The following is a 12902-nucleotide window of genomic DNA, read 5'->3' as shown; positions in this document are numbered from 1 at the left end:
AATTGATTAGAAAACGATAATAACATTAGGAGGATTACGATGCCCCAGCTTGATTCATTACATCCCACTGTAGAAAAAATAATCAATAATATTGAAAAAATAATGGTCGGAAAACGAAAAGAAACAATCTTAGCTTTGACAGCTCTCTTAGCTGAAGGTCATGTGCTATTAGAAGATGTTCCTGGTGTCGGGAAAACAATGCTAGTACGTGCTCTTTCTAAATCCATTGATGCTGATTATAAGCGAATTCAATTTACACCTGATTTATTGCCGTCAGATGTAACAGGAGTTTCTATTTATAATCCGAAAGAGCTCCAATTTGAGTTCAAGCCTGGACCAATTATGGGGAATTTTGTACTTGCTGATGAAATTAATCGTACATCTCCAAAGACACAATCTGCTTTACTTGAATGTATGGAAGAAGGCAATATTACAATAGATGGTATTACAAGACCTTTACCAAAGCCGTTCTTTGTCATGGCTACACAAAATCCGGTCGAATATGAAGGAACATATTCTCTACCAGAAGCTCAGCTCGATCGTTTCTTATTGAAACTAAAAATGGGATATCCTACACCAGAGGAAGAATTTGAAATTTTAAACCGGATGGAAAAAACAAATCCACTCTCTCAATTACAGACCATTACTACAATAGAAGAATTAATTTATTTACAACAAAACGTACGGGTAGTAAGTATGGACAAAGCAATTAAGCATTACATTGTAAAGCTTGTTAATCAGACTCGTACGTACAGTTCTATACAGTTAGGTGCAAGTCCACGTGGCTCGATTGCTTTAATGAAAGCTTCACAAGCTTATGCATTTATCCATGGCAGGAATTATGTTATTCCAGACGATGTTAAATTTTTAGCTCCTTACGTTTTAGCACATAGACTCATTCTAAAAATGGAAGCAAAATTTGAAGGAATAACAGGAGAACAAGTTATCGGAAAAATCGTTGCACGAACTACCGTGCCTACTCAAAGGACGATGAATCCTTGATGAAACGAATGCTACGAGCGCTATATCACGTTATGAAGTTATTGCTACTCCCTTTATGTCTAGTCTTAACATTTATGTACGCTATGCTTCAAGGAGGGTTTGTCAGTTGGTTTTTGTTTTACAGCATAATTCCCATTGCTCTTTATTCGCTACTACTCCCCTTCTACGCTTTACGGGACGCTGAAGTAAAACGAATAACAAACCAAAATGGATATGTAGTAGGAGAACAATTTGTAAGCACGATTACAATAAAAAGAAAACTTCCTTTCCCCTTACTTTATTTAGTTATAGAAGATGAACTGCCACCACAATTTATAAGTTGTAAACAAACAAAGATGAATAAGGTAGTACTCTTCCCAGGATTGAAACGAAATATTTCGTTTCAATATGTTATTGACACAATCCCTAGAGGCGAGCACACTTTTTCAAGCGTTCGTGTCAAAACCGGCGATTTATTCGGCATGATAGAGAAAGAAGTAACTTTTTCAGTTCCAGATACATTTTTAGTCTATCCCCAGTATGTAGATATAGCATATCGACAATTGGAAAATCATTTCGAACAAGGAGCGCTTTCAGCAAATATAAATTCAGCAAAAGACTCTACAATCTCTGTCGGTGTCAGAGACTATAAACCTGGTGATCGCTTTTCATGGATTGATTGGAAAGCAACTGCACGAACAAACAATATTATGACAAAAGAGTTTGAACAGCAGCGCAGCCATAATGTCATGATATTCATAGACAGAACCGAGTCTCCTCTATTCGAATCAGTCGTCACATTTACTGCCTCTATCGTAAGGGCTGTCTTGAAACAAAATTCACCAGCATCATTCGTGTCTATCGGAAAAGAACAAACTATCTTCCCTTTAGACAATGGATATACGCAGTTACAACAAATCCTTTGTCATTTAGCAAAAGTGCAAGCAGACAGTGTATTCCCGCTCTCCCAGAGTGTAGACATGGAACTAAGAAAAATTTATGAGCCCGTCACGGTTATACTCGTGACCAGTAATCTTTCTCCCGATATTCAAAAGGCGGCTGATTGTGCTGCTATAAAAAATAGAAAATGTATGGTTTTTGTCGTGAAAGAAAAAGCGAATCAACTTTCACACCGAGAAATCAGTATAATAGAAACTCTAAAAAAACGACAAATATTTGTAAACACGGTTTATGAAAACCGGTATACAAACGTGTTTTTTGAGGTGAGCAAATGATAACATTACAAACAAAATACAAGTGGGATACGAACAGATTCTTTATGCATGCATGTGTATTTCTTCTTTTACTAGAATGGCTAAGACCTCTTATAGGTATTACAAATGTAGGTAGATTAGATATTTTCGTAACATTTATAGGAATTTGCTTCGCTCTCTCTTTTTTTCAGACGAGGTGGCAGATTCCAATAAAAATTGTCACAGTCCTATTTATCATTCATTCCCTATATTATAAAAATGCTTTTATAAATCCATCTTGGCTAACAACATTCTTTTCTGATATGTCTCGAAATTCCTCCCTATTTTTCCAAGGGAATTTACTAGATATTTCTCCAGTTTTTCCGACGGTTTTATTTTTTCTCTCATTTTGGTTTTTGAGTTCTTTCACTTCATTTTGGATTATTCATAAAAAACGTGGGTTTCTATTTCTTGTATTGACTATTATTTATATCGCAACTTTTCATAACTTACATTTATACAATGCAAACTACGCTATTATTCGAACTGTTGTCATCGGATTTTTTATGCTTAGTCTTCTTCAAGTAGAACGAATAAAAGAGCGTGAACACTTACAAAATTATGCTAGGGAAATCTCAAAATTACTTAGACCACTTACAATATTTATTGTATTATTAGCAACCATCGCATACTTTGCTCCAAAATTTGGCCCTCAATGGCCAAACCCAATGGATTTTTTAAAATTCAACACATCTGAAGCAAGTAAAGAACAAAAAGTTTCTACAATTGGGTATGGTTTAGATGACTCGCGATTAGGTGGTCCTTTTAAGGCGGATCCTACAATTGTTTTCACAGCACGAACGCAAAACAAACACTATTGGAGAGTAGAAACAAAAGATTTCTATACAGGAAAAGGCTGGGAAATTTCTGAAAATCCGAAAAAGATTTCTTTAAAAAATAAAAACGACGTCGTAAGCTGGTACGAACAAAATACAAAAACGGAAACGACTGAGGCAACAATTACCATGCAAAAAAGTTACCCTCACCTTACCTATCCAGCAGGATTAGTATCAGTTGAGGCTTCTTCTAATGTATCATACAGTGTTGACCCGTTTTCAGAAAAAATTTATACAATGAATGAAGACTCTTCTACTACTTTACATTCGTATAAAGTAACATATGAGATCCCTGAGTTTTCCATAGAAAACTTGAAAGCTGTAAAAACAAATGAAGGTCAAGAAACAAACCCTTATTTTATGACAAAGTACACACAACTTCCCGAGTCATTACCACAGCGCGTAAAAGACTTGGCTGTCAATCTTACAAATGATAAAGACAACCGATATGATAAAGTATTAGCTATTGAAAATTACTTCACAGACAACTCTTTTACATATGAATCAACGAATGTCTTATTCCCTGCCAAAAGCCAAGATTATGTAGATCAATTCCTTTTCGATACAAAAAGTGGCTACTGTAATAATTTTTCGACGTCTATGATTGTACTACTTCGTTCTGCCGGGATTCCTGCTCGCTGGGTAAAAGGCTATACAGAAGGAACTCTTGACAATACACTTGCCTCTGCAGAAGGTGCAGATGTTTATACAATCACGAACGATAACGCACACTCTTGGGTCGAAGTATATTTCCCAGGATACGGATGGATTCCATTCGAACCAACAAAAGGATTTACCAATCCCTATAATTTTATAAATAATACGCCTGCTCCTATTTCACAAAATAGCGAAGCAAATAATTCTAATAACGAGCAAATACAACAACGAAATAATGAAGCAAAACTTAAAAGTTTAATAGAAAATACAGAAGAAGCTTCTACTAAAAAGGTCACAAATTCTAAAACTAGTTTTTCTTGGTGGTACGTATTCCTCTCTACGATACTAATTAGTATTATAGGATACATTCTCTTCACCACTAGAATGAAATGGATGACATTTCTTATTATTCATTTCTATAAATACCGAAAAAATGATGCTGTTTATCAAAAAGCTTACGGTGCACTTTTAAAACAATTTGCGAGAATTGGCATACCACGGAGTGAAAGTCAAACATTCCGAGAATACGCTCTCCATATCGATACACTTTACAACTCGGCCGATATGCAACAACTTACTGCCAGTTATGAGAACGCTATGTATAAACAGGAGCAGGCTGCAGAAGAATGGAAGAAATCTGTACACTTATGGGAAGTGCTTATGAAAAAAGCAGCTTCTCTACCTAAATCAGATGGCTTTGATACAGTTATTTAATCTTGAAAATGTGAGTTTAAAGAAAACGTCTCAAAGAACTACATTGTTCTTTGAGACGTTTTTTAATAAAGTGAAACTCCTAATTATTCTCCAAGCACCTTCTCAATCTCAACCTCTAAATCTACCGGCTTCGTCTGCGGAGCAAAACGCCCTACTACTTTCCCGTCTTTTCCGATTAAAAACTTCGTAAAATTCCATTTCACTGCTTTCATACCAAGTAAACCTGGTGCTTGTTCTGTCATGTATGTATATAGAGGGTGAGCCTTATCACCTTTCACATCAACCTTTGCAAACATCGGGAAGTTTACACCGTAGTTTAATTCACAAAAACTAGTAATGTCCGCTTCTGTACCTGGTTCTTGTCCCCCGAATTGGTTACAAGGAAATCCGAGTATTTCGAGTCCTTGGTCTTTATATTTATCATATACCTCTTGTAATCCTTTATATTGTGGTGTGAAACCACATTTGCTAGCTACATTGACAATAAGAAGTGCTTTTCCTTTGTAATCTTTTAACGATTTTTCTTCACCTGTAATTGTTTTAGCTGAAAAATCATAAACTGTCATTGTCTTTGCCCCTCTCTTCACTATCATTCTATGTTTATACTATACTACATTCGTGAATATACAGCTCTTATTACGTACTTATAAGTTGTAATGATAGCGCTTTATTTCTGTTCGAAAATTCGACACAAACTACTAGACTTTTATGATGGAAAGTTTTACAATTGAAATGTGAACAAAATGTGACAGTTTATATTCCATTATAAAAGAAAAGGATGGTGTTCATTATGAAAACTGCACAACATGAAACGATTTCAAATCGCGAGTTTTATTTCGTACTATATATGATGTTATTGTATGTTACTGGCTGGGTAATCGATGTAAATGGTTTATTCTTAAGCTCCTACTTTAATTTAGCAGGAGAGATTATGCTTCCATTAGTAGGCGGGATTGTTGGACTGTTCATTATGTCTATTAATAAACAACAAACGAAATAATAATATTACAAAAAGGCAGAAGACGAGCTTCGTTTTCTGCCTTTTTTCTATTTTAGCGTATAATAAAAACATGCAGTATATAAGGAGTGGTAACTATGAAAAAAGTAGAGCAATTATCTTCTCACCTATATCTTATTGATGATTTCGATTTACAGCATAATGAACGAACAGGTACGTACGTTTTATTAGGTGACGATATTACTTTAATTGAAACTTGTGCAGCCCCTTCTCTTCCGTATATTTTAGACGGCTTACAACAATTACATATTGATTTAAACGATGTTAAAAACATTATCGTTACACATGTGCATTTAGATCACGCTGGCGCAGCTGGTTTAATGATGGAACAGTGTCCAAATGCTACGTTATATGTGCATTCTCGTGGTGCTCGTCATATGATTGATCCAACAAAACTTATTTTAGGTGCAAAAGCTGTCTACAAAGAAGATTTCGATAAACTCTTTTACCCAATTCTTCCAATTGAAGAAGAACGTGTTCATATTGTACAACATGGTGATACGTTAAAAATTGCAAAAGACCGCACCCTTACATTTTATGATACACCAGGACATGCGAAGCACCATATTAGCATTCACGATTCATTAACAAACGGGATTTTTACTGGCGATACAATTGGAATTTACTATAGAGAACTCGCAGACGTTGATGTAGAGTTATATCTACCATCAACGTCCCCTTCACAATTCCAACCAGATGCGATGATTGCTTCTAAAAATCACATTCAAAGCATGAATGTAGATACTATTTATTTCGGTCATTACGGCGCATCCTCTCATGTTACAGAAGTATACAATCAATTGGAACATTGGCTACCTATTTTCGTTCAGACTGGTAAGGAAGTCTTTGAAAAGTATAATGATTTCGATGAAGCGACTAAAGCTTTACAAACTTTGTTAATGGATAAAATCTCTTCTCATCTTACAAAGTTAAACGTTCCATCAGATCATTCCGTTTATAATATTTTACATTTAGATATAAAAATTAGCGCAATGGGCATTATTGATTATTTCACGAAGCAAGAAAAAGCAAACTCCACTATTAACTAACAGTAAAAGAAGAGATATACAACAGTAGTTATTGTATATCTCTTCTTTTTTTGAATATATTTTGAGTAAAGGATGGTGGAATATAATGCAAAAATTGATGCTATACCTCTGCTTCACATTATTTATCGTCTTATTATTATTTGTAGGAGTAAAAATTCAATTTTATTTAGATACAGATGCACAAGTGAACTTTAACGTTTATCCAAGATTATTCTACTTTACACTCTTCCCTCTTATAGTTGGCATTTTATTACGATTCCTTCAATCTATTAATCGCGAAACGAGTAAACAAAACTGGAGCTTTCAACCGGATAAATTTATTGCTATTACAGTGCCTACACTATTCATTTCCTTTTCCCCAGCACTACTCTTTTCACCACTTGCCGAATACCTACCTTATTTAGTTAATATTATTCTAATAAATACAACTTTTGTTACGATTATTAGTTTAATAGCTGGTTATTCCCTTTTAGATTGTTTTATACAAAAGGACAATGCAACGATGAAAAAATATAATTGAATCCTCTATTTTCTTTTAATAAAGAAAGCTCAAAGCTAAAGCTTTGAGTTTTTTTACTTATCTCACCTTTTCATCTACATACTCCATAAACTGCTCCGCTTTAATAAATCTTTCTTTGTACGCCTCAGGTACTTCTTCTATTTTTATTGCACCAGTTGATTTTATCTTCACTCGTACTATTTCATGTGTCATTAAAGCTTCCATATAGCGATCAAACTCTTCTTGCGTTAATACTTCTTTACTAGATTTATGACCATTTAATTTATCAAAGTATGGTTGAAGGCCCATACTTACCTTTTTCATTTCTTCTCTTTTTGCTGGTGATAATCCATCATAATCTATATTACCATTCGAATCTCCGTACGCAAGCTTTGCATTAGTTAATTTTTTCAGTTCTTTTGTAAACTCTTCATATTCCTTCGCACCCATTTCATCTTTCGCTTCTGATAATTTTGCATTAAAACGCATATACGTTTCTAATGTCATTGCTCCGGCATGTTTTTTTAAATTCTCAAAAGATCCATATATACCATCCGCCATAATAGATTGGTACGCAAAACCTGTCGTCGGGATTAAAAGAGCTGCTGCAAGTACTCCTGCGATAAGGCGTTTCTTCCTCTTACTCCCGCCGTGCTTCATTTTTATTTGCACGATTACTTTTTCTTTTAAATCCGGCGGGGCAACAATACCCTTTGCTTCTTCTTGTATAGATTCCCTAACTCTACAATCTAAACTCATTTCACATTCCCTACCTCTCCTAAAAAAATTTCTTCTACTTGCTCTTTTTGACGTAGTTTCTTTAATGCCGCATGAATTCTAGATTTCACTGTACCGATTGGAATATGTAATATTTGTGCTACTTCTTCTTGTGAATAATCGTGTAAGTATCTTAAGATAATAACTTGTTTCAATTTATACGGTAATTTATGAATGAGTTCGATTAGTTTTTGGTTTGATATTTTACTTACAACATCGTTAGAAAAATCAATTTGCACTGGCTTTCTTTGCTCTTCTGCTTTTTTTATAATTCTTAGTCGCATCCACCTCTTTCTTCTATAAGAATGAATTTGTTTAATCGCAAGCCCAATTAGCCAAGGGCGAAATGGCTTCTCGCTATCATATTTACGAAGCGATTCATATAGCTGTATGTATACTTCTTGAACGACATCATCTACATCCGTTTTATCTTCAATTAAAAAATGTGCTGTTTTATATACTTCTTGAATCGTTACATCATACAATTCGCTATACGCTTCTTTATTGCCTGATAAAGTTAATTGAATTAAATGTGCGTAATCTATTTCACCCTTCATATTCCAGCCCTCCTTTGTCTTACACTATATATTGGCAGGTAATTCATATTTCGTTCGATTTTTCCGAAAAAGTTTTTTATATAAATTAATATAATGATCCACTGAGTTCATAAGCTTCACTTATAACCACACATAACTATTATATATTTTTCCAATTTCTGATAAAGATTTAAAATAATTTATATAGTCAAATTTAGGAGGACATATAATGAAAGCTATCGTTGTAACGTCGTTCGGTGGTCCTGAAGTGATGAAATATACAGATTTTGATATACCGGCTATTTCAGAAGATCAAGTTTTAATTCGCGTAGTTGCTACTAGTGTAAATTTCGCTGATATTAAATCACGTTATGGTAAAAAAGGAAATAAAGCACTACCTTTTATTCCAGGTATAGATGCCACTGGTATTGTAGAACGTGTCGGTTCTCATGTGAAAAATATTCACCCTGGACAACGTGTCATTGTTTTTCCTCAAAATGGATCTTACGCAGAATACGTTGTTGCAAATGAAAATCTTACTTTCGTTTTACCCCATGAAGTCGACTTTCAAACTGCAGCCGCTTGTCCAATCGTATCCTTTACAAGCTATAATTTACTCGCAAATGTTGCAAGAATTCAAAAAGGTGAATCTGTACTCATTCATGCAGCTGCTGGCGGGATTGGTACTACCGCAATTCAACTTGCAAAACTATTAGGGGCTAGAACAGTTATCGGTACTATCGGAAGTGAAACGAAAAGAAAAATCGCTTTAGATGCTGGAGCTGATTATGTAATTTGTCATCAAACTGAAGATTTTGTAGAGAAAGTCAATGAGCTGACAAACGGAGAAGGAGTGAATATTATTTTGGACTCTATTTCTGGAACTGTTTCTGAAAGAAGTTTAAACTGCCTTGCTTTTTACGGTCGCCTCGTTCATTTCGGTAATGCTAGCGGTGAAATTGGTAACTTTCAAACGAAAGATTTACATGCAAGTTGCCGCTCTATACTCGGTTTTAGCTTTGGAACCACACGAAAAAAGCGTCCTGAACTGCTCCAAGAAACTGCAAATGAAGTTTTCCGTTATTTGCGTGACGGACGTTTACAAATTAAGGCTACGAAATCTTTTCCACTTCAAGATGCAGGGAAAGCACATGAATGGGTCGAAAGTAGAAAAAGTACAGGGAAAGTAATACTAACTGTTCAGTCCTCTTCCTGAAATGAATACTGGAAACAGAGGTGGCATTCATGGGATCACGAATTATGCATGTTATTATCGCTAACGGTATTGCTGAGAAACTATCTATTCACGATAAGACTTCTTTCTTACTTGGAGCTGTAGCCCCTGATGCTGTTCATTCAAAAAAAGAAAAAGGAACCTCACATTTTTATGCCGGTACAACGAAGAACTATACGAGAAGAATAGATTATGATTCATTTTTTCATAAATATGAATCACATATAAATTCCCCATTTATTTTAGGCTATTATACCCATCTCATCGCCGATGATAATTGGCTAAGTGGATTTTTTCTACCTTGGCTAAAAAATAGAATAGAGAATGACGAAACTATCGCACCCCTGTACTATAACGATTTTAAATTGTTAAATGCAAAGTTGCTTCATCATTACGATCAAGAACAACAGCTTTTCTCTCTTCTCAATCAAGAGGCTCACATTGTGGATATTGAAGAGGTTTCTAAAGAAAACGTTTTAGCTTTTCGAAAGTATCTTTTTGAAGATATGTTGTATCCAAAGCAATATTTGCATGAAGACTTACAAGTATTTACGTTTGACCAAATCGTTGGCTATATTGAGACAGCGATTGAAAAAGGAGTATTTTTTATTAAACAACTCTCTAATGAAAAATCCACTTCAAAAATTTAATCCCCCTCAAATATATTTGAGGGGGATTTTCACATAGCAATATTATTATTGGTTCTTCTCCATAACCGCAAAATAATTCCCTTCGCTATCAGCAAAGTTAAACACTTTACCAGAAGGCATAGTTACCATTTCTCCAACAGTAACATTTTTGTTTGTTAAATCTGTATATAATTGATCAAGATTTTCTGAGAAGAACATTAAGGACGGTGTACCAAGATTCAATTCTGGGCTCATTTTAGAAATAACTTCTTTATTATGTAATATAATGCTCGTTTCTGCACCGTTAGTCGGAGCAATTTCAATCCATCTCATTCCTTGCTTGTTATCTTCCTCTGCTACTACATGAAACCCTACCTTTTCCGTCCAAAAATTTACTGCCTCATCTTGATTATTTACATATAACATAATTTGTCCTACTTTATGGATCATTACATTTCCCCCTAATGGTTTTTATATTCTATGTAGCTTTCTACAAATACTATCGTTATTCCTTTTGAGTTGGTATGTACTTCTTTGCAAAATTTATCGACTGACTCATCCCATCCAGTTCATCAAAATAATCATTTCTTTCAATCATGTTATATCCGTCGAATCCAATTTTATCTAATACTTTGAAGAATATATCGAAATCTACTTCACCATTCCCTGCTGCGACTTCTATATACTTAGTTGAACGATCATTTTTCACTTCTTTACAATCTTTAATATGAATTTGTACTATATAATCTTTTAATAGTAATAAACCTTCTCCCGGATTTTCATTTACATCACTTATTAAATTTGCTGGGTCAAAGTTAACAGCTAGTCCTTTCGAGTTTGCAGTTTCTAAAAATCGTTTTAATACTATTGCTTTTTCAGATCCCGTCTCAATGGCGAAGAATCCTCCAAATCTGAACGCTAAGTCCCCTATTTCATTACAAACACGTAGCATTTTATCATAGTAGGCACTTTTTTCATCATCTGGAACTTTTCCAATATGAGCTGTTATGATCTTTGCCCCAAGCCCCAAACCTCTGTCAGTAATATATTTAAACTGATCTATTGCACTCTCAGCTTCTATTCCCATAATTCCATTTTCTCCAAAACTAATTGCTAATGATGGAATCTTTATTCCATTAAAAGATAAGCTTTTCTTTAAAGCATTCCATTCTACCATTGAGATATTAGCTAAGTTAAAGTTTTTATTCATAGCATATAATTGAATATATTCTAAATCCCATTCCCTTGCTTTTTGTATTCCTTCGTTTACTTCAATATGTTTCGTATTTAAAAACATTCCTAATTTCCTATCCATATGTGTACCTTCTTTTTATTATTTCGTGTCAGTTTAATATTCGACTTTTTTTATATTATTTCCTCGTATAAACCAAATAAATAAACTACCCTTTTTTCGATACTCCCAGTAGAAGCATATATATGATAGGCACATTAAAAACACTAATACAATTCCCATTATCGCTTGTTTACAAACAAAAAAGACGTAACTACAAATGGTTACGCCTTCCCTATCATTTATCTAGGCTTTTTCTTCCCAGTAAATGCTGGTTTCTTTTTCTTTGGTGCTTTCGGTTTCGTTTCTACAAATGATCCCTTGAACATTTCTTGCTTCGTAAATACGATGCCTAGTTTTTTCGCAAATTGTAGTAATTTACGCTCTTCTTGTGGTGTTACAAGAGACACGACAGTTCCTTCTTTACCCATACGTCCAGTACGTCCTGAGCGGTGAATATATTGGTCTACTGTGTCTGGTAACTCTAAATGAATTACGTGTGTTAAATCGTCAATATCGATACCGCGTGCTGCAATATCAGTAGCAAGTAGAATTTCTAATTTCCCTCCGCGGAAAGCACGCATTGTCGCTTCACGCTCTTGTTTACTTGCTTCTGCATGAAGAGCTGCTGCTTTCATTTTACGGAATTTCAATTTCTCAGTAATTTCATCTAAACGGAATGGGTCGTTTAAGAACGCAACTGCTTTTACATCGCCCATATGCATAATTCTTCTTACGTAATCATTTTTTTCGCGTCGCTCACAAATGATATACGTATGCTCAACTAAGCTTTTTGATTCTGCACGTGTTACACGTACTAATTGTGGTTCCACTGCTAAATCACGTGCCGCATCTTCTGCCGCTTTTGTCATTGTCGCCGAGAAGAATACTAATTGACGATCGCGCATCGTTGATTTAATTACATCTTGCACTGCGCCCATCATTTTTTGCTTTACAATTTGATCAAACTCATCAAATACAATTGTTTTTACTTCATGCATTTTTAGCTTTTTCATACGAATTAATTCTAAAATACGGCCTGGTGAACCGACAATTACTCTTGGGTGTTTCTTTAATTTTTCAACTTGGCGCTTAATATCTGCACCACCAATTAAAGATGCACCTGAAATTTCAGTTCCTGCTGTAAACTTTTGAACCTCTTCATGAATTTGCATTACAAGTTCACGTGTTGGCGCTAAAACAACAACTTGTGGCTGTTTTACTTCAGGATTAATTTTATGTAAAAGGGGTAATAAGTACGCTAATGTTTTTCCTGTTCCAGTTGGAGATTCAGCTATAACGTCTTGTCCTTCTAAAATAGTTGGAATCGCTTGTTTTTGAATTTCAGTTAACTCTTTAAAACCAGCCTTCTCCCAAGCTTGTTGTAAAAATGGTTGCATATCTTTTATCATTTGTTTTTCTCCTTTA

The 12902-nt window shown here is 34.7% G+C and carries 14 protein-coding genes; 8 read left to right on the top strand and 6 right to left on the bottom strand.

Annotated features, from left to right (window positions below; genetic code table 11):
* Positions 1-39 precede the first annotated feature (39 nt).
* Genes ACTFRM_RS06750 through ACTFRM_RS06740 form a run of 3 tightly spaced genes read left to right on the top strand, consistent with a single transcriptional unit; the run spans position 40 to position 4441 of the window.
* Positions 40-1002 (top strand): AAA family ATPase, encoded by a 963-nt coding sequence (locus ACTFRM_RS06750; RefSeq protein ID WP_071740311.1) that lies wholly within the window; start codon positions 40-42, stop codon positions 1000-1002.
* Positions 1002-2216 carry a DUF58 domain-containing protein gene (locus tag ACTFRM_RS06745; protein ID WP_173600565.1) on the top strand — a complete coding sequence of 405 codons (1215 nt, stop codon included), beginning with the start codon at positions 1002-1004 and terminating at the stop codon, positions 2214-2216. Before ACTFRM_RS06750 ends, ACTFRM_RS06745 begins: the two co-directional genes overlap by 1 nt.
* A complete protein-coding gene (locus tag ACTFRM_RS06740; RefSeq protein WP_173600566.1) occupies positions 2213-4441 on the top strand; it encodes a transglutaminase TgpA family protein in 2229 nt (742 codons plus the stop codon). Before ACTFRM_RS06745 ends, ACTFRM_RS06740 begins: the two co-directional genes overlap by 4 nt.
* A gap of 83 nt (positions 4442-4524) precedes the next feature.
* Here the strand turns inward: ACTFRM_RS06740 and bsaA are convergent, their stop codons facing one another.
* The gene (bsaA, locus tag ACTFRM_RS06735; protein WP_000219440.1) at positions 4525-5007 is read right to left on the bottom strand and encodes a glutathione peroxidase; all 483 of its coding nucleotides are present in this window, start codon (positions 5005-5007) and stop codon (positions 4525-4527) included.
* Between the two features lie 224 nt (positions 5008-5231).
* Here bsaA and ACTFRM_RS06730 point away from each other — a divergent pair, with 224 nt between their 5' ends.
* From ACTFRM_RS06730 to ACTFRM_RS06720, 3 genes are all read left to right on the top strand, one after another.
* Complete coding sequence (locus ACTFRM_RS06730) at positions 5232-5441, top strand: DUF3925 domain-containing protein (RefSeq protein WP_000844984.1); 210 nt, start codon at positions 5232-5234, stop codon at positions 5439-5441.
* 95 nt (positions 5442-5536) lie between these two features.
* Complete coding sequence (locus ACTFRM_RS06725) at positions 5537-6508, top strand: MBL fold metallo-hydrolase (RefSeq protein ID WP_173600567.1); 972 nt, start codon at positions 5537-5539, stop codon at positions 6506-6508.
* 85 nt (positions 6509-6593) lie between these two features.
* Positions 6594-7028: a hypothetical protein gene (locus ACTFRM_RS06720; protein WP_001170914.1), complete on the top strand. Its 435-nt coding sequence runs from the start codon at positions 6594-6596 to the stop codon at positions 7026-7028.
* Positions 7029-7085: 57 nt separating this feature from the next.
* Here the strand turns inward: ACTFRM_RS06720 and ACTFRM_RS06715 are convergent, their stop codons facing one another.
* Both ACTFRM_RS06715 and ACTFRM_RS06710 read right to left on the bottom strand, forming a co-directional pair.
* Entirely contained in the window at positions 7086-7766 is a 681-nt protein-coding gene (locus ACTFRM_RS06715) for a DUF3600 domain-containing protein (RefSeq protein ID WP_000050672.1), read from the bottom strand.
* On the bottom strand, positions 7763-8341 hold the full coding sequence (locus ACTFRM_RS06710; protein ID WP_000675556.1) for a sigma-70 family RNA polymerase sigma factor: 579 nt from the start codon (positions 8339-8341) through the stop codon (positions 7763-7765). The genes ACTFRM_RS06715 and ACTFRM_RS06710 overlap by 4 nt, the downstream gene beginning before the upstream one ends.
* A 208-nt stretch (positions 8342-8549) precedes the next feature.
* Here ACTFRM_RS06710 and ACTFRM_RS06705 point away from each other — a divergent pair, with 208 nt between their 5' ends.
* Positions 8550-9536 (top strand): quinone oxidoreductase family protein, encoded by a 987-nt coding sequence (locus tag ACTFRM_RS06705; RefSeq protein WP_173600568.1) that lies wholly within the window; start codon positions 8550-8552, stop codon positions 9534-9536.
* Positions 9537-9565: 29 nt separating this feature from the next.
* On the top strand, positions 9566-10204 hold the full coding sequence (locus tag ACTFRM_RS06700; RefSeq protein WP_000535623.1) for a zinc dependent phospholipase C family protein: 639 nt from the start codon (positions 9566-9568) through the stop codon (positions 10202-10204).
* A gap of 45 nt (positions 10205-10249) precedes the next feature.
* On the opposite strand, the gene ACTFRM_RS06695 is transcribed toward ACTFRM_RS06700, so the two are convergent.
* The 3 genes from ACTFRM_RS06695 to ACTFRM_RS06685 all read right to left on the bottom strand — a co-directional run bounded on the left by ACTFRM_RS06695 (position 10250) and on the right by ACTFRM_RS06685 (position 12886).
* Positions 10250-10633, bottom strand: coding sequence for a VOC family protein (locus tag ACTFRM_RS06695; protein WP_000581478.1), 384 nt, complete (start codon positions 10631-10633; stop codon positions 10250-10252).
* A gap of 55 nt (positions 10634-10688) precedes the next feature.
* Entirely contained in the window at positions 10689-11498 is an 810-nt protein-coding gene (locus tag ACTFRM_RS06690; RefSeq protein WP_173600569.1) for a sugar phosphate isomerase/epimerase family protein, read from the bottom strand.
* A 218-nt stretch (positions 11499-11716) separates the two neighbouring features.
* A complete protein-coding gene (locus tag ACTFRM_RS06685) occupies positions 11717-12886 on the bottom strand; it encodes a DEAD/DEAH box helicase (protein ID WP_000588613.1) in 1170 nt (389 codons plus the stop codon).
* Between the last annotated feature and the right edge of the window lie 16 nt (positions 12887-12902).

The organism is Bacillus cereus group sp. MYBK227-1 (genome assembly GCF_051916325.1).
Taxonomy (GTDB): domain Bacteria; phylum Bacillota; class Bacilli; order Bacillales; family Bacillaceae_G; genus Bacillus_A; species Bacillus_A cereus.
Note: the sequence above shows the minus strand (reverse complement) of the source record. Positions and strands in the feature narration are given on the sequence as shown.